General features: G+C 62.4%; 22 protein-coding genes. 9 read left to right on the top strand and 13 right to left on the bottom strand.

Annotation, left to right across the window (positions count from 1 at the left end):
* Positions 1–17: 17 nt before the first annotated feature.
* The 5 genes from HX824_RS28715 to HX824_RS28695 all read right to left on the bottom strand — a co-directional run bounded on the left by HX824_RS28715 (position 18) and on the right by HX824_RS28695 (position 5,026).
* Positions 18–1,328 (bottom strand): MFS transporter, encoded by a 1,311-nt coding sequence (locus HX824_RS28715; protein WP_010169608.1) that lies wholly within the window; start codon positions 1,326–1,328, stop codon positions 18–20.
* Between the two features lie 222 nt (positions 1,329–1,550).
* Positions 1,551–2,183, bottom strand: a complete 633-nt coding sequence (locus HX824_RS28710) for an N-carbamoylsarcosine amidohydrolase (RefSeq protein ID WP_003215327.1) — start codon at positions 2,181–2,183, stop codon at positions 1,551–1,553.
* 139 nt (positions 2,184–2,322) lie between these two features.
* Complete coding sequence (locus tag HX824_RS28705; protein ID WP_003215329.1) at positions 2,323–3,075, bottom strand: hypothetical protein; 753 nt, start codon at positions 3,073–3,075, stop codon at positions 2,323–2,325.
* Between the two features lie 11 nt (positions 3,076–3,086).
* Positions 3,087–3,896 carry an alpha/beta fold hydrolase gene (locus tag HX824_RS28700; RefSeq protein ID WP_008436143.1) on the bottom strand — a complete coding sequence of 270 codons (810 nt, stop codon included), beginning with the start codon at positions 3,894–3,896 and terminating at the stop codon, positions 3,087–3,089.
* Positions 3,893–5,026: an FAD-dependent monooxygenase gene (locus HX824_RS28695; RefSeq protein ID WP_003215332.1), complete on the bottom strand. Its 1,134-nt coding sequence runs from the start codon at positions 5,024–5,026 to the stop codon at positions 3,893–3,895. The genes HX824_RS28700 and HX824_RS28695 overlap by 4 nt, the downstream gene beginning before the upstream one ends.
* A gap of 308 nt (positions 5,027–5,334) precedes the next feature.
* Here HX824_RS28695 and HX824_RS28690 point away from each other — a divergent pair, with 308 nt between their 5' ends.
* From HX824_RS28690 to HX824_RS28675, 4 genes are all read left to right on the top strand, one after another.
* A complete protein-coding gene (locus HX824_RS28690) occupies positions 5,335–6,387 on the top strand; it encodes a 2,5-dihydroxypyridine 5,6-dioxygenase (protein WP_003215335.1) in 1,053 nt (350 codons plus the stop codon).
* A 189-nt stretch (positions 6,388–6,576) separates the two neighbouring features.
* On the top strand, positions 6,577–7,011 hold the full coding sequence (locus tag HX824_RS28685; protein WP_003215338.1) for a MarR family winged helix-turn-helix transcriptional regulator: 435 nt from the start codon (positions 6,577–6,579) through the stop codon (positions 7,009–7,011).
* 256 nt (positions 7,012–7,267) lie between these two features.
* Positions 7,268–7,744, top strand: coding sequence for a (2Fe-2S)-binding protein (locus tag HX824_RS28680; protein WP_008436149.1), 477 nt, complete (start codon positions 7,268–7,270; stop codon positions 7,742–7,744).
* A 16-nt stretch (positions 7,745–7,760) separates the two neighbouring features.
* Entirely contained in the window at positions 7,761–11,297 is a 3,537-nt protein-coding gene (locus HX824_RS28675) for a molybdopterin cofactor-binding domain-containing protein (protein WP_177055730.1), read from the top strand.
* Between the two features lie 121 nt (positions 11,298–11,418).
* Here the strand turns inward: HX824_RS28675 and HX824_RS28670 are convergent, their stop codons facing one another.
* On the bottom strand, positions 11,419–12,075 hold the full coding sequence (locus HX824_RS28670; protein WP_003215344.1) for a TetR/AcrR family transcriptional regulator: 657 nt from the start codon (positions 12,073–12,075) through the stop codon (positions 11,419–11,421).
* Positions 12,076–12,228: 153 nt separating this feature from the next.
* On the opposite strand from HX824_RS28670, the gene ggt reads away from it, so the two are divergent.
* Entirely contained in the window at positions 12,229–13,953 is a 1,725-nt protein-coding gene (gene ggt / locus HX824_RS28665) for a gamma-glutamyltransferase (RefSeq protein ID WP_003215346.1), read from the top strand.
* Here ggt and HX824_RS28660 read toward each other — a convergent pair.
* The 4 genes from HX824_RS28660 to HX824_RS28645 form a co-directional block, all read right to left on the bottom strand.
* Positions 13,950–15,467: an FAD-dependent oxidoreductase gene (locus tag HX824_RS28660; RefSeq protein WP_177055729.1), complete on the bottom strand. Its 1,518-nt coding sequence runs from the start codon at positions 15,465–15,467 to the stop codon at positions 13,950–13,952. The two genes, ggt and HX824_RS28660, sit on opposite strands and share 4 nt — an antisense overlap.
* 141 nt (positions 15,468–15,608) lie before the next feature.
* Complete coding sequence (locus tag HX824_RS28655) at positions 15,609–16,130, bottom strand: AAA family ATPase (protein ID WP_177055793.1); 522 nt, start codon at positions 16,128–16,130, stop codon at positions 15,609–15,611.
* Positions 16,127–16,690 (bottom strand): nicotinamide riboside transporter PnuC, encoded by a 564-nt coding sequence (gene pnuC, locus HX824_RS28650; RefSeq protein WP_003215352.1) that lies wholly within the window; start codon positions 16,688–16,690, stop codon positions 16,127–16,129. The genes HX824_RS28655 and pnuC overlap by 4 nt, the downstream gene beginning before the upstream one ends.
* Positions 16,691–16,881: 191 nt before the next feature.
* Complete coding sequence (locus HX824_RS28645; RefSeq protein ID WP_102369157.1) at positions 16,882–18,516, bottom strand: methyl-accepting chemotaxis protein; 1,635 nt, start codon at positions 18,514–18,516, stop codon at positions 16,882–16,884.
* Positions 18,517–18,745: 229 nt separating this feature from the next.
* Between HX824_RS28645 and HX824_RS28640 the strand changes: the two genes are divergently transcribed.
* Together HX824_RS28640 and HX824_RS28635 are read left to right on the top strand one after the other, a co-directional pair.
* A complete protein-coding gene (locus tag HX824_RS28640) occupies positions 18,746–19,576 on the top strand; it encodes an undecaprenyl-diphosphate phosphatase (RefSeq protein ID WP_177055728.1) in 831 nt (276 codons plus the stop codon).
* Positions 19,573–19,956 (top strand): DUF1294 domain-containing protein, encoded by a 384-nt coding sequence (locus tag HX824_RS28635; protein ID WP_003215359.1) that lies wholly within the window; start codon positions 19,573–19,575, stop codon positions 19,954–19,956. Before HX824_RS28640 ends, HX824_RS28635 begins: the two co-directional genes overlap by 4 nt.
* On the opposite strand, the gene HX824_RS28630 is transcribed toward HX824_RS28635, so the two are convergent.
* Together HX824_RS28630 and HX824_RS28625 are read right to left on the bottom strand one after the other, a co-directional pair.
* Entirely contained in the window at positions 19,939–20,301 is a 363-nt protein-coding gene (locus tag HX824_RS28630; protein WP_032899493.1) for an MmcQ/YjbR family DNA-binding protein, read from the bottom strand. The genes HX824_RS28635 and HX824_RS28630 overlap by 18 nt on opposite strands.
* A complete protein-coding gene (locus HX824_RS28625) occupies positions 20,298–21,206 on the bottom strand; it encodes a LysR substrate-binding domain-containing protein (protein ID WP_102604998.1) in 909 nt (302 codons plus the stop codon). Before HX824_RS28625 ends, HX824_RS28630 begins: the two co-directional genes overlap by 4 nt.
* A 125-nt stretch (positions 21,207–21,331) precedes the next feature.
* Between HX824_RS28625 and HX824_RS28620 the strand changes: the two genes are divergently transcribed.
* Entirely contained in the window at positions 21,332–21,943 is a 612-nt protein-coding gene (locus tag HX824_RS28620; protein ID WP_003215366.1) for an FMN-dependent NADH-azoreductase, read from the top strand.
* Between the two features lie 227 nt (positions 21,944–22,170).
* A complete protein-coding gene (locus HX824_RS28615; protein WP_008436172.1) occupies positions 22,171–23,208 on the top strand; it encodes a dienelactone hydrolase in 1,038 nt (345 codons plus the stop codon).
* Here the strand turns inward: HX824_RS28615 and HX824_RS28610 are convergent.
* Positions 23,202–24,386, bottom strand: a complete 1,185-nt coding sequence (locus HX824_RS28610) for an MFS transporter (protein WP_177055726.1) — start codon at positions 24,384–24,386, stop codon at positions 23,202–23,204. The genes HX824_RS28615 and HX824_RS28610 overlap by 7 nt on opposite strands.
* Positions 24,387–24,416: the final 30 nt, after the last annotated feature.

Here is a 24,416-nt window from a genome sequence, read left to right as displayed (position 1 = left end):
CCGAAAAATTGTTGTTGTTAGCGGTTTACCAGCTTCGCCGGCAAGGCGATCACCAGGAAGCTGCTGAGAATCAGGCAGCCGGCAAAAAACCACAAGGCCCCCGCGCTGCTGCCGGTGACGTCAATCGCCACGCCCATCAGCGAGTTGCTCACCAGGCCCGCGATGTTCGCCAGCGAGCAGGCCAGGGCAAAGCCGGTGGCCGCTGCGGTGCCTTTCAGGAAGGTCGCCGGCAGGCTGAAAAACACCGGCACCGCACCGATGATCGCCGCCGAGGCAATCGCAAACAGCGCCACGGTGGCGACCACGTTATGGGTGAAGAACGTACTGGTAGCCATCGCCGCCGCGCCGATGAAGAACGGCACGATGATGTGCCAGCGGCGTTCGCGGTGTTTGTCGGAGCTGGCGCCGATCAGCAGCATGCCCAAGAGTGCCGCTACGCTGGGCAGGGCCGTGAGGATGCCGATGTGGAAGGTGTCGGTAATCCCGGCGTTGCGGATGAATGTGGGCATCCAGAACCCCATGGCATAGGCACTGAGCAGGATCGAGAAGTCGATACCGCCGAGCATCCACACCTTGAGGTTGAAGAAGCCGTCGCGGAAGCTGTGTTTGCTGCCGGCACCGTCGGCGTCATCCTTGCGCAGCTCGCTTTCCAGCAGGGTTTTTTCTTCCGGCGACAGCCACTTGGCTTGCTGATAGGTATTGGGCAGCGCCCAGAAGGTCCACACACCGAGCAGCACGCTGGGCACCGCTTCGATCAGGAACAGCCACTGCCAGCCGCGCAGGCCGGCCATGTTGTCGAAGTGGCCCATGATCCAGCCCGACAAAGGGCCGCCGATCACGCTGGACAGCGGCAGGCCGATCATGAACAGGGCGATGATCCGCCCCCGGCGATGGGTGGGAAACCAGGTGGTCAGGTAATACAGCACGCCCGGCAGAAACCCGGCTTCGGCCGCACCCAGCAGGAACCGCAGGATGTAGAACTGGGTGGTGGAGGTGACCAGCATGGTGCAGGCCGACAGCAGGCCCCAGGTGATCATGATGCGGGCGATCCAGATCTTCGCCCCGACCTTTTCCAGGATCAGGTTGCTGGGGACTTCGAAGATGATATAGCCGACAAAAAACAGCCCGGCACCGAGGCCGAACGCGGTTTCGCTGAAGTGCAGCTGGTCGAGCATCTGCAGTTTGGCGAAGCCGATGTTGATGCGGTCCAGGTAGGCCGCGAGGTAGCAGAAACACAGGAACGGAATCAGCTTCCAGGTGATCTTGTGGTAGAGCGTGTGGACCGGATCGGCGACCGTAGTCGCGGGCGCTGCATTCGCAATGGGCATTGGGGTGTCTCCTGGCGGTGACTTATGGTTTTTATACGGCCGCTTTTTCAGCACTTCGGAGTGCTGTGAAAGCGACTTCCAAAGGCAGTGACAGAAGACTGAGGTGCCCTGTTGGAGGTGATCAAGTGTGGGAGCGGGCTTGCTCCCACATTCGACTGCATTCCAGCGTGGGCGCTCAGTTTTTTCCGGACCACGCTCTTTGTCGTGGTTCCTGTTGACGCGTTATTGCTCCTTGAACTTGCTCATCGCCTCCTGCTTGCTCACCACGTCGCCGTACTTGCTGTCGATATCAAACAAGTTGGCTTCATGGGGCGCCGGGTGGCGGTCGCCGACGCATTCGCGCACGACGATGGTACGAAACCCGTGTTGCACCGCATCCACTGCGGTGGCCCGGATGCAGCCGCTGGTGGAACAGCCGGCGAGCACCACGGTGTCGATGCCCTGGGCGTGCAGCATCGGGGCCAGGCTGCTGCCGAAAAACGCGCTGGCGTATTGTTTGGTGATGACCACTTCATTGGCCAGGGGCAGCACTTCGGTGCAGAAGGCGGCGAGGGGGTTGCCCTCGACCATGTCTTTCATCACCGGGGCCTTTTTTACCCAGATACCGCCGTCGGCGAAATGGCCCGGATGGTAGCGGATATTGGTGTGCACCACGCTGATTCCGTGACGCCTGGCGCAGGCCAGCAGCTCGACGCTTTCGGCCACGGCGATGCGCACTTCGGGGGCAAACAGTGGCGCGCCTTCGGTGGTATAGCCTTGCATGAAGTCGATCATCAGCAGGGCGGATTTTTTGCCGAAGCCGATTCGGTTACCCCAGACGCCCTGGTAGTTGGCGTCGGCGGATTGTTCGCTCATCTTTCAGTCCTCGGTAATGGACAGTGCACATAACCTTGTGGCGAGGGAGCTTGCTCCCGTTGGGCTGCGTAGCAGGCCTGTTTTTTTGGGGGCGCTTCGCACCCCAGCGGGAGCAAGCTCCCTCGCCACAAAAGCGTTTTTAGTAGGCTCCCGACAGGAGGGCGCCGGCGCCGGGGACGATGGGTTCCAGGTCCAGGGCCTTGAGCATGGCGTAGGTGGTGGCGATGGCGGCGGTGAGTACCGGCAGGCCGGTCTGGGCTTCGACCTTCGCGACCACGGGCAGCGACTGCATTTGTACGCAGGCCGACAGTACGATTACGTCGACACCTTCCAGGTTCATCCCGGCAACAATCGCCGGCAGGTTGGCCGGGTCGTGGCGGGCCACTTCGAGGTTGTCGGGGATTTCCAGGGCGCGCCAGTCCACCACTTCAAAGCCTTCTTCGCGGATGTAGTTCACCACCAGTTCGGTCAGCGGTTTCATGTACGGCGCAACAATGGCGATGCGTTTGGCGCCCATGACTTTCAAGCCTTCGATCAGGGCGCCGGCGCTGGTGATCACCGGGGCGTTGGCGTCGTTGTCGGCGGTGGCCTTGCGCAGGCGTTGCTCGGACTTGCGGTGGTAACCCAGCCCCATGGCCATGATCGCTACCAGGCAGGCGTAGCCCAGCACGTCGACCTTGGCGTCGGACAGCTCGATGGCGCAACGGTCGGACTCACCGTCCATGGCCGCCAGTTCTTCCTTGCGCACTTGCTTCATGCGCATGCGGCTGGAGTGAAAGGTGAAACGTTCCGGGCGGATCGCCTGGCGCGCGTTAAGCATCGCCGGGATCTCGGTTTCCATGGTGGTGTTGGAGCTCGGCACAATCTGGCCGATGCGATAAGGCTTGAGCATGATGGTCTCCGTTATGCAGTCAGGGGCTGGCCGAGGAAGTCGCCGAAGGCAGCGAAAAAGCCTTCAAGGTCGTCCCAGGGGATCATGTGTCCTGCATTTGGCACATGGGCGACCTGTAGGGTCGGCTGTAACTGTCGGACTTCCGCGACATCTTCGGCCTGAATTACACCGCCGCGTCCGGCAACAATCAGCAGGGCAGGAGCCTCCAGGTGCGGCAGGTCCTGATGGAAATCGACGGTATGGAAGTCATTGAACGCACGCACGATCGCCGGCTCGTAGCAGGTGTGCAGCCATTCGGCGCGCAGTTGCAGTTGTTCCTCGGTCCAGGTGGCGCAGAAGGCGCGCATCGCCTCCGCATCCATGCCGACCTGGGATTGACGAATCGAATCGACGTACCACGGCAGTTTGCTTGGGTATTCGCGGCGACCCGGTCCGGACATCGGCGGGTCGATCAACACCACGCGGTTGACACCTTGTGGATGGCGCACCGCACTGCGTACGGCAAACCGCGCGCCCATGGAATGGCCGACCAGGTGATAGCTGTCGAGCTTCAGGGCGTCGGCAAACGCGCCAATGTCATCGGCGCAGGTGTCGGCGCTGTAGTCCAGCTCCGGGCCGGTGGACGACAGGCCGCGACCGCGCACGTCCAGCACGTAGGTGTCGAAGTGCAAACCCAGGCGTTCGGCGACAAAACCCCAGGTAATCGCCGGGCTGGTGATGCCGGGAATCAGGATCAGTGCCGGGCCCTTGCCGCCGTAACGCAGGTAATGCTGGCGGATACCGTTGGCCTGGACATTGCCGCCGTAGAGAAAGCTGCTCACGCCGCCACCCCCGATTTCAGTTGCTGGGCGTAGAGGTCATAGCCGTAGACCCAGTCCGGATCTTCCTGGGTGCGCAGCCAGGTGTTGGCGTTGGACACGGCCTGCACCCGGGACGCGCGTTCCTTGCGGTTGGCTTCATACAGCTCGAACGCGGTGCGGTAGTCGCCGATCCCTGTTTCCTGCAGGCAGCGCGTCAGCATCGCGGCGTCTTCGATGGCCATGCCGGCGCCCTGAGCCATATGGGGTTTCATCGGGTGGCAGGCATCGCCCAGCAATACCAGGCGACCACGGCTCCACAACGGCAGCGGGTTGCGGTTGCGCAACGGCCATTTGGTCACGCTTTCGGTGGATTCGATCAGGGCCTGGACGGTCGGGTGGTAGCCCTTGAAGGCGTCGAACATCTCCTCCCGGCTGCTGTCGACGAAGGCGCCCTGGAAGTCCCATTCCGGGTGCGGCACGCCGGTGACGTAGTAGTACTCGTCGCGCTTGCCGGTGGTGTAGTAGACCATCATGTGCCGGTCCTCGGTCCACCACTTGATGCAGTCTTCGAACTTCAGGTCGTACTTGGCCAACTGGTCGCCACGGATCAGCGCACGGTGCGCGACCCAGCCGCTGTACAGCGGTTTTTCGGCACCCAGCAGCTCTTCACGAATGCGCGAGTTGATGCCGTCGGCACCGATCACGATGTCGGCGTAGGTTACCTCGCCGTCGGCGAAAGTCAGGCGCACCTGGGTATCGGTTTCTTCAAGGGTTTCCAGGCGCTTGTTGAAGTGCAGGGTGCCGGGCTTGAGGGTGGACATCTGCAGCGCGTGCAGATCGCCGCGGTGCACGGTGATGTAGGACGCGCCGTAGCCAGTCAGGGGAATGCGTGACAGGTAGTCGCCGGTTTCACCATCGCGGCTGAACCAGTGCTCGGGGTGCGAACCCATCAGGTCCAGCTGTTTTTCGATGCCCATGCGGCGGAAGATTTTCATGATGTTGGGGCCCATGTGGATCCCGGCACCCAGGCGGGAAAACTCCGGCGCCTGCTCGTAGATGTCCACGTCGAACCCTGCCTGTTGCAGCAGGGTGGCAGCGGCGGCACCGCCAAGGCCGGCGCCGACGATTGCGATTTTTTGTGTGCTTCCCATGGGGCGTGGTCCTCTTTTTCGAATAATGGCCGGCGGCGTCTGTCCGCAAGGTTTTTAAAGTGTATACGCTCATTTTTTCAAATGAAAAGCCCACGCCTGAAAAATTGTTTTTTTGGCCATATCGATCCCCTGTAACCGGTTATCTCCATATATAACTGGGCTTGTGTGGATTCGTAACGTTTTGGCGTGGTGCTTGCAGTCCATGATGAAATCAGTTCTTATCGTGATTAATTGGCGTATACGCTATAAAAACGCACTAGAGTGAAGCGCCCTGCAAGATCTTGGTGCAGCAGCTGAGGAGACAGGAAATGCCGGTAAGTGATTGCGAACTGACCCAGATGTTTGAGCATGTGTTGAAGCTCTCGAAGGTCGACCCGACCCAGAGCGTCGCCGTGCTCAAGAGCCATTACTCCGACCCGCGCACCGTGCGCGCCGCGATGGACGCGGCGCAGCGCCTGGGGGCCAAGGTGTATGCGGTGGAGTTGCCGTCGTTCAACCATCCCCGGGCGATGGGCAATGACATGACCGCCTACTGTGGCGACACTGCCCTGACCGGCAATATCGCGGCGCAGCGGGCGCTGGAAGCGGCAGACCTGATCGTCGACACCATGATGCTGTTGCACTCGCCGGAGCAGGAACAGATCCTCAAGACCGGCACGCGCATCCTGCTGGCGGTTGAACCCCCGGAAGTGCTGGCGCGCATGCTGCCGACCGAAGAGGACAAAGTGCGCGTGCTGGCCGCTGAAGAACTGCTGAAAAAAGCCCGCTCGATCCACGTCAAATCCCGCGCCGGCAGTGATTTCCGGGCGGCGCTGGGGCAATACCCGTCCGTCACCGAATACGGCTTTGCCGACGAACCGGGACGCTGGGACCACTGGCCGAGCGGCTTCCTGTTCTCCTGGCCCAATGAGGAAACTGCAGAGGGCGTGCTGGTGCTGGATATCGGCGACATCCTGCTGCCGTTCAAGACCTACACCCGGGAGAAAATCACCCTGGAGATCGAGAAGGGCTTCATCACCAGAATCCACGGTGGTTTCGAGGCCGAATACCTGCGCGACTACATGAAATACTTCAACGACCCCGAGGTATATGGCATCTCCCACATCGGCTGGGGCCTGCAGCCACGGGCGCAATGGACGGCCATGGGCCTGCACGACAAGAACGACGGCATGTGCATGGACGCCCGCGCGTTCTACGGCAACTTCCTGTTCTCCACCGGCCCGAACACCGAAGTCGGCGGCACCCGCAAGACCCCGTGCCACATGGACATCCCGCTGCGCAATTGCGACGTCTACCTCGATGATGAGGCCGTAGTCATCGCCGGCGACGTCGTAGCCCCCAAGGCCTCCCTGGCCCACTAAACATCCAATGTGGGAGCGGGCTTGCTCGCGAATGCGGTACGTCAGTCACACATGCGCCACCTGACACACCGCATTCGCGAGCAAGCCCGCTCCCACATTTCAACCGCGTTCCGGCAATGAGATCCTTGAGTCATTTCCACAACCCCGCCATCATGCCACCCCATCGACCACCGCCTTCCCGAGCCCGCCGTGCCTGATTCCTACGTTTTCTCCGAACAAGTCGGCCACCTGCTGCGCAAGGCCTACCAGCGTCACCTGGCGATCTTCCAGCAGAACGTCGGCGACTCCCAGCTCACCGCCGTGCAGTTCGTCACCCTGTGCGCCCTGCGCGATCACGGTGCAAGTTCGCTCACCGAACTGGTCAAGGCCACCGCCGTCGACCAGGCGACCATCCGTGGCATCGTCGAACGCCTCAAGGCCCGCGAACTGATCACCCTCGAACCCGACCCGCAGGACAAACGCAAAGTCGTGGTCAACCTATCCGACTCCGGCGCCGCCCTGGTGCAGCAAACCGTGCCCTGCGCCGCCACCATCACCGAACTGACCCTGAGCAACCTCAACCCTGCCGAACGCGTCGCCGTACTCTTCCTGCTACGCAAAATGATCGAAGACCCCCAAACCTGACCCCGATCCCCTGTGGTGAGGAAGCTTGCTCCCGCTGGACTGCGCAGCAGGCCCATCTTTTGGGGTCGCTTCGCAACCCAGCGGGAGCAAGCTCCCTCGCCACAGCTATTCATCCATCTTCTGGCACCGTTTTTGCTCTACGTTGATGTAGTAACCACTTCACCCGTCAAGTGTGTCGCGAGACCCCAGGTACGCGACGCTTTTTTTTGACTGTTTGATGTAGTGGACACTTCACCAAATCCAACGGGCGAAGCGAATGACCAGCCAGAACATCACGGTAACGCTTGAGGTCAACGGCCACACCAGCGAAGTCAGCGCAATGGCCGACACCCCGCTGTTGTTGATCCTGCGCAATGATCTGCAACTCAACGGCCCCAAATACGGCTGCGGCCTGGGGGAGTGCGGCGCCTGCACGGTGATCATCGACGGCGTGGCTGCACGCTCCTGCGTCTTCCCCCTGTCGGGTGCCGTGGGACGCAACATCGTCACCCTCGAAGGCCTCGGCACCCGCCAGACCCCGCACCCGGTGCAGCAGGCCTTCATCGATGAACAGGCCGCCCAGTGCGGCTACTGCCTCAACGGCATGATCATGACCGCCAAGGCCTTGCTCGACCGCAATCCCAACCCCAGCGAAGCCGAGGTGCGCAGCGAACTGTCTGGCAACCTCTGCCGCTGTGGCACCCATATCGAAATCCTCCGCGCGGTGCTGCGTGCCGCCCGCCAAACGCCTTGAACGTGGATCGATGACCATGACTGACGCAATCCCTTCCCGCGACCAATGGCTGGCCAAGGCCGGCGTCCTGCTGATCGTCGACGATGTGCTGCCACCTTCGGGGCCGGTGGCCAAAGGCGGCACACCGACCGTCAAGCCCAAGGAGCTGGGGCTGTTTATCGCAGTGAACGATGACGGGCTGGTGTACGCCTTCAACGGGCACGTGGACCTGGGCACCGGCATTCGCACCTCCCTGGCGCAGATCGTCGCTGAAGAACTGGACCTGACCATGGACCAGGTGCGCATGGTGCTGGGCGACACCGAGCGTGCGCCGAACCAGGGCGCGACCATTGCCAGCGCAACCTTGCAGATCTCCGCGATTCCGCTGCGCAATGCCGCCGCCGAAGCCCGGCGTTTCCTGCTGGCGCGGGCGGCGCAACGCTGGTCCGTAAATGCTCAAAGTCTCAAGGTCGACGCAGGCGTTATCCGCGGCGAAGACGGGCGCACCATCACTTATGGTGAACTGGTGACGGGCGAGCATGACCAACTGCGCATCAGCGGCGATGCACCGCTCAAGGCCACCGCTGATTACCGCCTGGTGGGCAAGGGCGCAGCCCGGGTGGATATCCCGGGCAAGGCCACCGGCGAACTGACGTACGTGCACGACATGCGCGTGCCGGACATGCTCCACGGTCGGGTGATCCGCCCACCGTATGCGGGCCTGGATTGCGGTGACTTTGTCGGCAACAGCCTGCTGAAGGTCGACGAGTCTTCCATCGCCCATATCCCGGGCATTGTTGCGGTGGTGGTGATCCGTGATTTTGTCGGCGTGGTGGCCTTGCGCGAAGAGCAGGCAATCAAGGCCGCCCACGAACTGCAGGTGCACTGGAAACCCTGGAACCACCCACTGCCGGACATGAGCGATGTGGAGCAGGCAATCCGCGACAACCCGCGGGTACGCCGCACCGTGCTCGACCAGGGCAACGTCGACGCAGCCCTGGCCGCCGCCAGCCAGCGCATGCCGCGCACCTACCTGTGGCCATACCAGATGCACGGCTCCATCGGCCCGTCCTGTGGCGTGGCGGATTATCAGCCCGGTGGCAGCCGCGTCTGGTCGGGCAGCCAGAACCCGCACCTGCTGCGGGCCGACCTGGCCTGGTTGCTGGAATGCCCGGAAGCGTCCATCGACGTGATTCGCATGGAGGCCGCCGGCTGCTACGGCCGCAACTGCGCCGATGATGTATGCGCCGACGCCTTGCTGCTGTCGCGTGCGGTGGGCAAGCCGGTGCGGGTGCAACTGACCCGCGAACAGGAGCACCTGTGGGAGCCCAAGGGCACCGCGCAATTGATGGATGTCGACGGCGGCCTGAACGCCGACGGCAGCATCGCCGCCTATGACTTTGAAACCAGCTACCCGTCCAACGGCGCGCCCACCCTGGCGCTGCTGTTGACCGGCCGGGTCGAGCCGGTGGCGGCGATGTTCGAGATGGGCGACCGCACCTCGATCCCGCCCTACGACATCGCGAACATGCGCGTCACCATCAACGACATGGCGCCGATCGTTCGCGCCTCGTGGATGCGCGGTGTGTCGGCGTTGCCCAACACCTTCGCCCATGAATCCTATATCGACGAACTGGCGTTTGCCGCCGGGGTCGACCCGGTGGAGTACCGCCTGCGTTACCTGAAGGACGAGCGCGCCATCGACCTGGTGAAATCCACCGCCGAACGCGCCAACTGGGCACCGCGTACCGCGCCGATGCAAACCGCGAATGAGGACCACCTGCTGCGTGGTCGGGGCTTTGCCTACGCGCGTTACATCCACAGCAAGTTCCCCGGCTTCGGCGCGGCGTGGGCGGCCTGGGTCGCGGACGTGGCCATCGACAAGCAGACCGGCGATGTCTCGGTGACGCGGGTGGTGATCGGGCATGACTCGGGGATGATGATCAACCCCGCAGGGGTGCAGCATCAGATCCACGGCAATGTGATCCAGTCCACCAGCCGTGTGCTCAAGGAACGCGTGACCTTTGAAGAGTCGACCGTGGCGAGCAAGGAGTGGGGCGGTTATCCGATCCTGACCTTCCCGGAAGTGCCGCAGATCGACGTACTGATGATGCCGCGCCAGGACCAGCCCCCGATGGGCGCCGGTGAGTCGGCCTCGGTGCCCAGCGCGGCGGCGATTGCCAATGCGATCTATGACGCCACCGGCATCCGTTTTCGCGAGCTGCCGATTACCCCCGAGCGGGTATTGGCGGCGCTGAATGCAGGCACCCTGGGCGAGCCGGCGAAGTCCCCGGAAAAGCGCCGCAAATGGTTGTTCGGCTCATTGTTCGCCGCCTTTGGCGCGGTGCTGGGCATGGCTGCTACCGCGTGGCCGTTTCACAGTGAAATTGCCCCGATCACACCGCCCAGCGCCGGAACCTGGTCCAAGGCCACCCTGGAGCGTGGGCGCTTGCTGGCCGCCGTGGGGGATTGCGCGGTGTGCCACACGGCACCGGGTGGTGCCACCAATGCCGGCGGGCTGGCGATGCATACGCCGTTCGGCACCCTTTACAGCAGCAACATCACCCCGGATGAGAAAACCGGGATTGGCAACTGGTCCTACCCGGCGTTCGAGCGGGCGATGCGCGACGGCATTGGCCGCGACGGGCGCAACCTGTACCCGGCGTTTCCCTATACGGCGTTTCGCAATATCAACGATGCCGACATGCAGGCGCTGTATGCCTACCTGATGTCCCAGGCGCCGGTGAGCCAGGCACCGGTGCCGAACGCGATGAAGTTTCCGTTCAATATCCGGCCGTTGATGGCCGGCTGGAATGCGCTGTTCCTGCGCCGTGGGGAAATCAGCGTGCAGCCACAGCGCAGCGAGCAATGGAATCGTGGCGCTTACCTAATCAACGGTTTGGGGCACTGCGCGGCGTGCCATTCGCCGCGCAACCTGATGGGGGCGGAGAAGGGCGGCAATGCGTTCCTCGCGGGCGGCAGGGTGGACGGTTGGGAAGCGCCGGCCTTGAATGGCTTGTCCAAGGCGCCGACGCCGTGGACCGAAGACCAATTGTTCAGCTACCTGAGCACTGGTTATTCCGATGCCCATGGCGTGGCAACGGGGCCGATGGGACCGGTCGTGACTGAACTGGCGAAACTGCCCAAGACCGACATCCGCGCGATGGCGGTATACCTGGCTTCGCTGAACGACAGCGGCGCCGCCGAAGCGCAGGTGGTGGCAGCTGCGACGGTGCCCAATGCCAATGGGCGACGGGTATTCGAAGGTTCATGCAAGGCCTGCCATGCCGACGGGCAGGGCCCGAAGCTGTTCGGCGTCAGCCCATCACTGGCGACCAATACCAATGTGCACAGCGATCAACCGGACAACCTGATCAAGGTGATTTTGCAAGGGATCAGCACTCCGGCGACCAAGGATCTGGGTTACATGCCGGCGTTCAAGGACAGTTTGTCGAACACCCAAGTGGCGGAGTTGGCCGCCTACCTGCGCGGGCGCTTCGCACCCCATGCACCGCAGTGGGAAGGCCTGGAGCAAACCGTGGCACACCTGCGAGCCAATCCCGGTACCCATTGATTCACACGGTCAAAAAATGTGGGAGCGGGCTTGCTCGCGAAAGCGGTTCGTCAGTCGCCAAATATATTGACTGATACACCGCATTCGCGAGCAAGCCCGCTCCCACATTTAGATCCAGGTTCTACCGTTGGATGGGCGGTGTCACGCATACCCCGCGCAACACCAGATCACTGATAAACCCCAGCCAATCCCGCTGCTGGGTCTTATCCGCCAAATCCTCCCCCAAAAACGAACTCAGCGTGTGCTGGTTGGAGTTATAGAAGTAGCACAACGAAGCAATCATCAAGTACACATGCTTGATGTCCACATCTTCACGAAACAGCCCCTGGGCCTGGCCCGCTTCAATGATCGGCCGCAACACCCCAACTGCCTCCCCGGACAACCGCCGCAGTTCACCCGACTGCTTCGCATGCTTGCCCTGGTGCAGGTTCTCGATGCTCAGGATCGCCACAAACTCGGGATGCTTGACGTAGTAATTCCAGATAAACCCCACCAGCGCCTGCAACGCTTGCACCGGTGCAGTCAGGTCGAGCTTGAGCTTGCTTTCGGCCTTGTTGAACTGTTCATAGGTGTGCTCCAGCACACACACAAACAGGTGCTCCTTGCTGCCGAAGTAGTAATACAACATGCGGTCGTTGGAGTCGGCCTCGCGGGAAATGCTTTCCACACGCCCGCCGGAATAGCCGTCGCGGGTGAAGACCTTGACCGCCGCCTGGAGAATCCGCGCGCGGGTCTGGTCGGCTTGCTGGGCGCGGATACCGGTCTTCTTGATTACCATCGAAAAGCCTCTGCTGCGCGGCGTAAAGGCCCGGAATATAGCATGGGCATTATTCCGTTACCGACAGGCTCTGTCACAAACGCGGCATAACGCTGGGGCTTGGATCGGAAACGTATTACTTTCTAGTTCTTCTAATAAACAGAGTATGCAGGGATGAAATACCAACCGTTTACCCGAACTTTGATTGCCACCGCGCTGGTGCTGACTGTCAGCGGCGTGCAGGCGGCCTCCCAGGCCCCGGTGGCTGGCGAAAATGGCATGGTGGTCACCGCCCAGCATCTGGCGACCCATGTGGGCGTGGATGTGCTCAAGGCCGGCGGCAACGCCGTGGATGCGGCGGTGGCGGTGGGCTACGCCCTGGCCGTGGTGTACCCGGCAGCCGGCAACCTCGGCGGCGGTGGGTTCATGACCGTGCAACTGGCCGACGGCCGCAAGACCTTCCTCGACTTCCGCGAAAAAGCCCCGCTGGCCGCGACCGCCGACATGTACCTGGACAAGGACGGCAACGTGGTCCCGGACCTCAGCTCCAAGGGCCACCTGGCGGTCGGCGTTCCCGGCACTGTGTCGGGCATGGAACTGGCGCTGAGCAAATACGGCACCCTCAAGCGCGCCCAGGTCATCGCCCCGGCGATCAAGCTGGCCGAAGACGGTTTTGCCCTGGAGCAGGGCGATGTCGACCTGCTGCACACCGCTACTGACGAATTCAAGAAAGACAAAGACCTGCGCGGCATCTTCCTGCACGGCGGCGAGCCGATGCTGGTGGGCCAGAAGCTGGTGCAGAAAGACCTGGCGAAAACCCTGCGGGAAATCTCCGCCAAGGGCACCGATGGCTTTTACAAAGGCTGGGTAGCCAAGGCGATTGTCGATTCCAGCCAATCAGGCAAAGGCATCATCACCCAGGCCGACCTGGACAAATACAAGACCCGCGAACTGGCGCCCATCGAGTGTGACTACCGTGGCTACCACGTGGTGTCCGCGCCACCACCGAGCTCGGGCGGGGTGGTCATCTGCGAAATCATGAACATCCTCGAAGGCTACCCGATGGCCGACCTCGGCTATCACTCGGCCCAGGGCCTGCACTACCAGATCGAAGCCATGCGCCACGCGTACGTCGACCGCAACAGCTACCTCGGCGACCCGGACTTCGTGCAGAACCCGGTCGAGCACCTGCTGGACAAGGATTACGCCGCCAAACTGCGCGCTGCCATCGACCCGCAGAAAGCCGGGATCTCCCAGGACATCAAGCCGGGCGTTTCGCCCCACGAAGGCAATAACACCACCCACTACTCCATCGTCGACAAGTGGGGCAACGCGGTCTCGGTGACCTACACCCTCAACGACTGGTTCGGCGCGGGCGTGATGGCGAGCAAGACCGGGGTGATCCTCAACGACGAAATGGACGACTTCACCTCCAAGATCGGCGTGCCGAACATGTACGGCCTGGTGCAGGGCGAAGCCAACGCCATTGCTCCGGGCAAGACGCCGCTGTCGTCCATGAGCCCGACCATCGTCACCAAGGATGGCAAGGCGGTGATGGTGGTGGGTACGCCGGGTGGCAGCCGTATCATCACGGCCACGTTGCTGACCATCCTCAACGTGATCGACTACAAGATGAACATCCAGGAAGCCGTGGACGCCCCGCGTTTCCACCAGCAATGGCTGCCTGAGGCGACCAATATCGAACGCTTTGCCCTGAGCCCCGACACCCAGAAAATCCTCGAAGGCTGGGGCCACAAGTTTGCCGGCCCGCAGGACGCTAACCACCTGGCGGCGATCCTGGTAGGCGCGCCGTCCCTGGACGGCAAGCCGGTCGGCAATAACCGTTTCTATGGGGCCAACGACCCTCGGCGCAATACCGGGTTGTCGCTGGGCTACTAAAGCCCGCGGATCAGCTCCAGCACCTCGGCCTTCTTCAGCGGGTGCTTCAGGCGTTGCGAGAGCAGCGCCATGGCCCGCTGATGTTCACAGGCAACTACCGCTTCCACTTCGTCGCCCTGGCAGAGCAGGGCGATGAAGTCGTGGCGCTGCAGGTCGCCTTCCACGTGGAGCTGATTCCAGTGGCGGGGGTGGCCCAGCAGTTCAAAGGTCTTGCCGAAGTGATACGTCCAGAAGAACGGCACATCGGCAAACACCTGTTGTGCGCCCAGCATATTGCGCGCCGCCAGCACCCCGAGTTGCTGCGCCACACGCCAGTGTTCGATGCGCACGGGTTGGCCGTTCCATGGAAAGGTCACCATATCGCCCGCCGCCCATAGTCCGGGCGCGACAGACAAACCGGCATCGGCTTTCAGCGACTGGTCCTCGGCTTTTTCCAGCCCCTCGACAAACCCCGTGGCAGGCGTGACGCCGACGCCTATCAGTACCAGGTCTGCGGCCAATCTGTGGCCGTTTTTCAGCACCACCGTCGTCACGTCCATGTGGCCTTCCAGGCGTGCAGGCTCGCTGGCGGTGTGGAATATCACGCCGTTGGCTTCATGCAATTGGCGCAGTGAGGCACCGATGCGCTTGCCCAGTTGGGCCGCCAGCGGAATCTCGTGACGGCCCACCACCTGCACCGTCAACCCGCGCTTGCGTAAGGCGGACGCGGCTTCCAGGCCGATAAAACTGTCGCCGATGATCACTGCACATGTGCCCGGTTGAGCCGCCTTGACGATACGCGCCGCATCGTCCCGGGAGCGCAACACGAACACGTTGTTGAGTACGGTGCCCGGAACATCCAATGGCCTGGCTTCGCCGCCGGTGGCCAGCAGTGCGGCGTCGTAGTCGAAATGGCGACCGTCCGCAAGCTCGAGGCGCCTGGCTTGAGGGTCGAGGTGGCGCACTTCGCCGTGGATCCGCGACGCGTGGCAGGTGGCCTCGTCCAGCAAGGGCGGTGTTTCCTGCGGCGGCATCTCGCCGCAGATGACGAATTTGCTCAGGGCGGTGCGGTCGTAGGCGGGGTCCTGTTCCTGGTCGATCCACAACAACCGGCCGCTGAAACCCTTGCGGCGCAGCGTGGCCACGGCCGCCGAACCGGCTGCACCGGCACCAATCACGATAAAGCAGCGCGAATCGTTGGTGTGCGGGGCAACGGGCGAGGGCAGTGCCTCGTCGCCCACACTGACCACGCCGTCGTGAATCTCCACCGGGTACTGCTTGAGCTGCACCAGCGCGGGCGGCTCGCAGACCTGGCCGTCATCCACCCGGAAGGCCGCCTTGTGCCACGGGCAAATGATCCTCCCGTCACAGACCACGCCTTGCTCCAGGGGCGCCCCGGCGTGGGGGCAATCCGCCTGATAGGCACGAACCTCGCTACCCGAACGCACCAGCAGGATGTGATGGGCGGCGGTTTCAACACGAACGCCACGGTCTTCGGGCAAGTTGATCAAGCGGGCAACGATGCGCATGTTCATAGGCCAATCTCCTTTTAAGGATTGACCGGTGCCCCGGGTAGAGGACTGCGTTGACCCGATAACCGGTCTTCAGCCCTGCGCGCCAGAGCGTTGAAAGTGGGCCATGCGTAACGAGCGGTGCATGAAAACCGTCCCCGCCGGTCAATCCAGCAGTTGTTCCACAGCTGAAAAGGCCTGGTCCTGGCGTGCTTGCCAATCCCCACGGATGACCCGTAGCGGTAGATGATGTTGCTCCAGCCAGTCACGACTGGCCTGGAAAAACGCCAGGCGATCGGCAAACTCAGGCTGGCAGCGCTGGCCATCGGCGGTCCACTCCACGTCTTCCGGCGACAGCAGCAGGTGCAGGTCGTAGTGGCGGGCGAGCAGTTCGCTGTCGAGCCACGCCGGGTAGTCGCCAAACAGGGTCTGGCTCCACAGCTTGTTGGTCAGCAGGTTGGTGTCGAAGATCAGCAACGCCGGCTGCGCGGCGCGGGCGGCATCTTCCCAGGCCAACTGGCCCCGGGCGATCTCCGGGATATCCGCCAGGGTGGTATCGCGCTGGTGGTGGTCGATGAAATAACGCACGTATTCGCCCACCATTACCCCGCCAAAATGTGCCTGCAACTGGGCGGCCAGCCAGCTTTTACCGCTGGATTCCGGGCCGGCCAGTACCACCACCTTCATGCGTGCAACGCCGGGTCGGCGCGCCATTCACGCCAGCCCTGCACGGCGATCACGGTGAACAAGGCGTAGAGCGCGGCGGTGAGGTACAGGCCTTTGTAGAGGAACAGCCCGACGAAGATCACATCCACGGTGATCCACAACGGCCAGCACTGCACGCGTTTTTGCGCCATCCACATCTGCGCCACCAGGCTGAAGCCGGTCAGGGCCGCGTCCAGCCAGGGTTGGGCGGCGTCGGTCCAGTGGGCCATGGCTGCGCCCAGCAACAGGCTGCCCACAGCACCCACAGCCAGGCCTTGCAGGATCGGTTGCAGGCCCAGGCTGGTGACTTGCCGGCCTTGCTTGACCTCACCGGCGCGGGTCCACTGCCACCAGCCGTAGAGTTGCAGGGCGGCGTAGATCACTTGCAGGAGCATGTCGGAGTAGAGCTTCACATCGAAGAAGATCCAGGTGTACAGCAGCACCATCACCAGGCCGATGGGCCAGCACCACGGGTTCTGTTTAACCGTCAACCAGACAGCGATCACCCCCAGGGCGGCGGCAAACAGTTCAAGCCCGGACATGGCGGTTCCTTGGGGGAGTCGAAGAGGGCGCTGATTGTAACCAATGTGGGAGCGGCGGTGCGACGATAGATCGTTCCCACGCTCTGCGTGGGAATGCAGTTCCGGACGCTCCGCGTCCCGGCTCTGCGCAACGGTGACGCAGAGCGTCACAGAATGCGTTCCCACGCAGAGCGTGGGAACGATCATCGGCGTCAGACCTTGAATTGGCGCAGAAGGCTGTCGAGTTGTTCGCTCAGGCCTTTCAAGTGCGCACTCGCGACGCTGGACTGCTGCGCCGCCAGCGCGGTGCTGTGGGACAAGCCGGCTGCCTGGGTGACGTTCTGGTTGATGTCTTCCACCACATGCGCCTGCTGCAACGTGGCACTGGCAATCGAGGCGTTCAGCCCGTTGAGATTACGCAGCGCCTGGCCGATGGCAGTCAGGCTCGCGCCCGCCTGACCTGCTTGTTCGATGGTCAGTTGCGAGGCCTGGTGGCTGTCGCTGATGACCTTGACCGCTGCCTCCGAATGGCCTTGCAGGCGCTCGATCATCGCCTGGATCTCTGCCGTGGATTTTTGCGTGCGCTGGGCCAGCAGCCGTACTTCGTCGGCCACCACCGCAAAACCACGGCCTTGCTCCCCGGCGCGGGCCGCTTCGATGGCGGCGTTGAGGGCCAGCAAGTTGGTCTGGTCGGCAATCGAGCGGATCACTTCCAGCACGCCGCCAATCTGCGTGCTTTCAGTCGACAGCGTCCGGATCACCTCCACGGCCTGGCTGATGGTGCCGGAGAGCTGGTCGATCCGTTGCAGGCTGCCATCGATATTGAGCTGGCCCTGTTCGGCCTGCACCTGGGCATCGCGCATTTCGCTGGCGGCATGCTCGGCATTTTTGGCCACGTCCTGTACGCCATAGGTGACTTCATTGATCGCCGTCGCCACCAGTTCCATCTGCTGCGATTGCTGCTGGCTGCGGTCATGGGCATCGCTGGCGTTGCTGCCCAGCTCGGTGGACGACTGGCCCAAGGCGTTGGCGCAGGTCTGCAACTGGCCCACCACCTGCCGCAGCTTGGCGGTAAAGCTGTTGAAGTGCCGCGACAATTGAGTGACTTCATCCTGGCCATGGGTGTCGAGGGTGCGGGTCAGGTCGCTTTCGCCACTGGCGATATTGGCCATCGCATTCACTGCCTGCTGCAACGGGCGCACGATGCTGCGGGCGATCAGCACCACCAGCAGGGCCATGATCAGCGCGATCACCAGGCCAACCACCGAGGCTTTCCACACCTGGCCGCGGAACTCGCCTTGCACGTCATCGACATACACGCCGGAACCGATGATCCAGCCCCAGGGTTCGAACAGCTGTATATAGGAGGTCTTGGCCACCGGCGCATCGGCGCCGGGTTTGGGCCAGCGGTAATTCACCATCCCGGCGCCCTTGGCCTTGGCCAGGATCACGAACTCGTTGAACACCGCAAAGCCGTCCGGGTCACGGATGGCCGACAGGTTCTGGCCGTCGAGCTTGGGGTTGGCCGCGTGCATGATCATCACGGGCGTGAGGTCGTTGATCCAGAAGTAGTCGTCCTTTCCGTAGCGCAAGCCACGTACCGCGCTCAAGGCTTGCTTCTGCGCCGCTTCACGGGTCAGGACGCCGCTGGTTTCGAGGCTGTGATAATAAGTCAGGATCCCGCTGGCGGTTTGCACCACGCGCTGGGTCTGCTCACTCTTGGCCTGGTACAGGTCGTCATGAATCTGCTTGAGCATAAGCAGGCCGAGGGTTAGCAGCATCAGCACGGCGACGATCAGGATCAGCCAGAGTCGCCGGCTGATAGACATATTGCGCAAACTGTTCATGGTCCTGTCACTCCGTGTTCTTATAATTTTGGGTGCTGCATCGACATTTCCGGCTTGTCTGATAGGCTTTCGGCCCAGAATCAAAAAACCTGAGTCCTGCCTGATTTTTCACGGAATTTTCGCAGTTCGGCCTTGATTATTTGCGCTGTGCTTGCAGCGCACTCTTCGTTAGTGAACGTCTAAAAAATATCAACGAGGCATGCCGTGGGCATGACCTTTGGGGGAATCGATGGATCTTTGGACCGCCGTACAGGCACTGATACTCGGCGTTGTAGAGGGGCTGACGGAGTTTTTGCCGATCTCCAGTACCGGGCACCAGATTATCGTGGCCGACTTGATCAACTTCGGTGGCGAACGCTTTGAAGCGTTCAATATCATCATTCAGCTGGGCGCGATCCTGGCGGTGGTGTGGGAGTTTCGACGCAAGATCCTCGACGTGGTCATTGGCTTGCCGACCCAGCGCAATGCCCAGCGTTTCACCGTCAACCTGATCATTGCCGTATTGCCGGCGGTGGTACTGGGGGTGATTTTCGCCGACCTGATCAAACACTACCTGTTCAACCCGATCACCGTTGCGGCGGCGTTGGTGGTGGGCGGCGTCATCATGTTGTGGGCCGAGCGCCGCCAGCATGAAGTGCACGCCGAAACCGTCGACGACATCACCTGGAAGGACGCGATCAAAGTCGGCTTGGCCCAGTGCCTGGCGATGATCCCGGGCACCTCGCGCTCGGGCGCTACCATCATTGGTGGCCTGTTGTTCGGCCTGTCACGCAAGACCGCCACCGAGTTCTCGTTTTTCCTGGCGATGCCGACCATGGTCGGCGCAGCGGTGTATTCGGGCTACAAGTACCGTCACCTGTTCCAGCCGGATGACCTGCCGGTGTTTGCCATCGGCTTTGTCACCTCGTTCATCTTCGCGATGATCGCGGTCAAGGCGCTGCTCAAGTTCATCGCCAGCCACAGCTACGCGGCGTTCGCCTGGTACCGGATCGCCTTCGGCCTGGTGATCCTGGCCACCTGGCAGTTCGGCTGGATCGACTGGTCGGCCGTCAAGCCATGATCATCCAGCATCCGCGCTTCAAGGCGTTGGTGTTTGCACTGTTGTGCGCCGCGCCGCTGTTTGGTGCGGCGCTGCTGGGGTACCGCGGGGTTTCGCTGATCCCGCTGGTGGCCTATGGCGTGGTCAGCGTGGTGGCGTTCCTGCTGTACTGGAGCGACAAGCGCAAGGCTCGCGAAGACAGCTGGCGCACCCCGGAAAACGTCCTGCACGCGGTGGAGCTGGCAGGCGGTTGGCCGGGGGCGTTGATTGCCCAGCAGGTGTTCCGCCACAAGACGCGCAAGGTGTCTTATCAGGTGGTGTTCTGGCTGATCGTGTTGCTGCACCAGGTGTTCTGGATTGATCAGCTGTTCCTGGGTGGCACGCTACTCTCGATCTTCTAGCAACAAGCCGACCTGCGTGCGCTTGGGCAGCTTGCTCACCACCAACTGGTGGGAACGCTGCAACAGGCCACGCAGTTCCTCGGCGCCCAGCGGGTAGGGCGTTTCCATGATGATCCACTGCGCCCGCGCCAGGTACGGCGCCGGGTGGATGCCGGGGCGATCCACATGGCCCAGGAACAGCTCCTTGTCGACCTTGAAGGCCAGCGAGTCGCCCCGCAGGTTCTGCAAGGCAAACATCTTGTTGCCGGCAATCGAAAACACCCGTACGCCACCCCATTTGTAATCTTCCCGCGCGCCGGGCAAGCCCAGGCAAAACGTGGCGACTTGTTCTTCGGTCATTCTCATAGCAAACGGTCTCCGCAACCTTTGAAGGCGTTATCCAGGTGGTCGATCCAGGCCCGCACGGCCGGCAACACACCGCGCCGATGTGGGTACACCGCCTGCAACCAGCCACCCGGCAATGACCATTGCGGCAAGAGCTGCACCAATTGGCCGTTGGCCAATTCCTCCTCGCAATACATCATCGGCAGCACGGTAAACCCCAGGCCGGCGAGGGCGCAGGCCTTGCGTACCAGGAAATCATCGATCCCCAGCCGCGCTTCCATCACCAGGTCGTGGCTGCTGCCTTCCGGGCTGAGCATGCGGAAGTGCACCATGCGGTCTGCTTCCAGGGCGCCCAGCACCGGCAGTTGCTTGAGGTCTTCCAGGGTGTCGATCTGCCGCTCGTGCACAAAGTCGGGGCTGGCGACAATCGCGGTCTGGGCCTGGCGCAGGCGCTTGGTCACCAGCAGCGGGTCTTCATCCCCAAGCTCGCGCACGCGCAAGGCCACATCAATGCCTTCGGCCACCAGGTCGACGCGGCGGTTGACCAGGTTCATCTCCAACTGCACCAGCGGGTTGGCGGTGAGAAACTCCGCCACCACGGTCTGCAGGAATTGGTGAGCCAGGCCCACGGGGCTGCTGACCCGCAGCCGACCGCGGGGTTCGCTGGACATGCTGGCCACTGCCTCATCGGCCATTTCCGCCTCCAGCAGCATTGCCTGGCAGTGGCGCAGGTAGCGTTCACCCACGGCGGTGAGGGTCAGTTGGCGGGTGGTACGTTGCAGCAAGCGGGCGCCGAGGCGTTCTTCCAGCTCGGCAATGCGCCGCGACAGCCGCGACTTGGGAATCCCCAGCAGTCGCCCGGCAGCGGCGAAACCGCCGGCTTCCACCACCTTGGCGAAGTAGTAGAGGTCATTCAGATCTTGCATGGTGGGCCTATTGTCCTGTCAGTGGGACGAATAATCGCATATTGCCTGACTAATCGCTGATTGGTTTCATCTGTAGGCTTATTTCCATTCCGTCGCCCTTGGCGATGCTTACTTGGAGATTAACCATGAAACTGTTGCATATCGATTCCAGCATCCTCGGCGACAACTCGGTTTCCCGTCAGTTGAGCGCAGGTGTCGTCAAGACCTGGCAGGCGGCCGAGCCAGGCGTTGAAGTGACCTACCGTGACCTGGCCAGCGAAGGCATCAACCACTTTTCCGGCGTGACCCTGGGTGCACTGGGCACCGCTGCCGAGCTGCGTGATGCCGTACAGAAACATGAAGCCGAGCTGAGCGCCAACACCCTCGCCGAATTCCTCGCGGCCGACGCCATCGTCCTGGCTGCGCCGATGTACAACTTCACCATCCCGACCCAACTCAAGGCCTGGATCGACCGTATCGCCGTCGCCGGCCAGACATTCCGCTACACCGAAAACGGTCCTGAAGGCCTGGCCGGTGGCAAAAAAGTCATCATCGTGTCGACCTCCGGCGGCCTGCACGTTGGCCAGCCTACCGGTGTGGCTCACGAAGACTACCTGAAAGTACTGCTGGGCTTCCTCGGCATCACCGACATCGAAATCGTCCGCGCTCACGGCCTGGGCTATGGCGATGAAGTGCGCAGCAAGGCGATCAGCGACGCCAACGCAGTGATCAACGAACAATTGTTTGCCGCAGCGTAAGACTTGTGTAAATTTTGCTGTTCCTCGATATCAATCTGATTCGAGGCGCCTAAACTCTGTATTCTGCTCGCCTGAAAAGCGATCGGAGTACGGAGTTTTTTCGTTTACCCGCTGTCACTACTTTGGCCCAGGTTATGCACGCATGGGTAAACCCTGCCAGTCCGAGCGCCTGAACCATGGATACTTCAACAGCTACGCGGGCTTACGCAACAAAGGTGGACATCCCCATGATGCGTCTTTGTGCAGTCTTGGTTCTCTCCCTGCTCGGCGGCCTGATTTCAGTGCAAGCCGCGCCCGCGCCGCACCCCCATTGGAGTGTGGGCTTCCACCGCATGACTTTTCTCGACCCGCTGGATCTGCAGCCGATGAAAGCCGTCGCGTTCTACCCGTCCACCGGCCTGGAACACACCACCCAGGTGGGCGCTTATCACATCGCCGCCACTGAAGACTCGAAAATCGCCATCGGCCGCTTTCCGATGCTGATGCTGTCCCACGGCAATACCGGCACGCCCCTGGCCCTGCACGACCTCGCCACCTCCCTGGCGCGCAAGGGGTTTGTGGTGGTGGCGGTGCTGCACCCTGGCGACAACTACAAGGATCACAGCCGGCTGGGCACCTTGAGCAACCTGTACGGGCGCCCGATCCAGATTTCCGAAGCGATCACCGCCACCCTCGGCGACCCGATGCTGTCGCCATTCGTCAACGTCGACCAGGTAGGCGTCATCGGTTATTCGGCCGGTGGCGAAACCGCGCTGATCCTCGCCGGCGCCAAGCCGGACCTCGACCGCCTGCGCCGCTACTGCCAGCAGCGCCCGGAAGATCGCGACGCCTGCACCACCAAGGGCGAGTTGATCGTCGACCGCGACGACCTGCAACCGCAGGCCGACCCGCGTATCCATGCCTTGATGTTGATGGCGCCGTTGAGCCTGATGTTCGGCCGCCACACCCTGGCGGACGTGCATGTACCGGTGCTGCTCTACAGCGGCGACGGCGACAAGCTGGTGGCCGTGGACAAGAACGCCGAGGCCCTGGCGCGCAAACTGCCGGAGCCGCCGGACTTCAAGCTGCTGGCCGGGGCAGGGCACTTTGTGTTCATGGCGCCTTGCGACGAGAGCCAACTGGCCGCGATGCCCGCCATGTGCACCGATGCTGACGGGGTTGACCGTGAAAGCATACACCGCGACCTGATTTCCGAGGCCGGGCGGTTCTTTAATCACACCCTCGGGCAATCCACCCGGGCGGGCTTGCAGACGGCTGATCAGTAAGCGCGGCGCTTGAGCAGCAACGTCAGGCCCAGGCCGGTGACCGAGAGCAGGGCGGCGCAGAAGAAGATCCACGAGTAGCCCAGGTTCAGCGCCACCGCACCCATCACCGGCCCGGCAATGGCCAGCGCCAGGTCAAAAAACACCGCATATGCACTCAACCCGGCGCCCCGGCTGCTGTTGGGCACCTGCTTGATCGCCTCCACGCCCAGCGCCGGGTACACCAGCGACAAACCAAAGCCGGTCAGCCCGGCGCCGATCAAGGCCACGCCGGTGGACGGTGCCAGCCACAGCAGCGTCAGGCCCAGGGTTTCGATGGTCATGCAGGCAATCGCCGCGGTGAAGCCGCCGAAGCGGTTGATGGCAGAGATAAACACCAGCCGTGACAGGATGAAACACACGCCAAATACCGTCAGGCACCAGGCTGCGCCCGTCCAGCCACGGCTCAAGTAGTAGAGGGTGATAAACGTGGTGAGGGTGCCGTAGCCAATCGATGCCAGACACAGGCTGGCGCCGAACGGCGCGATACGCCCGAATACCGCCCAGAAGGGCAGCCGCTCGCCGCGCACCACGGGCACCGAAGGTTTGTTGCGAATCAGCAGCAGGCCCAGGGCGGAAAGTGCCGTGAGGGCGATTCCGAGGCTGGTGTAGCCGTAGTCGGCAACCATCACCACCCCAAGCGGTGCACCAATGGCAATCGCGCCGTAGGAGGCGATGCCGTTCCACGAGATCGATCGTGCCGTATGTTCGGCACCGACCGCGCCCATGCACCAACTGATGGTGCCGACGCCGATCAGGCCCTGCGCGACGCCGAGTAACAGCCGGCCGACAATCAATATGCCGAGGCTCAGCAACGGCAGGCTTTGCACCAGCGTGGCGATGAACGTCAGCACCCCGCTCAGCAGAATCCCGCTCAGGCCCAGCACGATAGCGCGCTTGGTGCCCACGTTGTCCGACATGCGCCCCGCCATGGGGCGGCTGAGCAGCGTGGCCAGGTATTGCGAGCCGATGGTTATCCCGGCGACCACCGCGCTGAAACCCAGCTCACCGTGGACATAGCCGGGGATGACGGCAATCGGCAGGCCGATACAGATAAACGCGATAAACGTGTAGAAAACGATGGAAACGATCTGCAGGGTGATCGACAAGGAGCTGGGGGTGGCAAGCTGTGTGGCAGGCATGGGGACTCGTTCGCGGGCGGGCGGTGAGGG

The sequence above is a fragment of the Pseudomonas sp. D4002 genome (genome assembly GCF_013385665.1).
Taxonomy (GTDB): domain Bacteria; phylum Pseudomonadota; class Gammaproteobacteria; order Pseudomonadales; family Pseudomonadaceae; genus Aquipseudomonas.
Note: the sequence above shows the minus strand (reverse complement) of the source record. Positions and strands in the feature narration are given on the sequence as shown.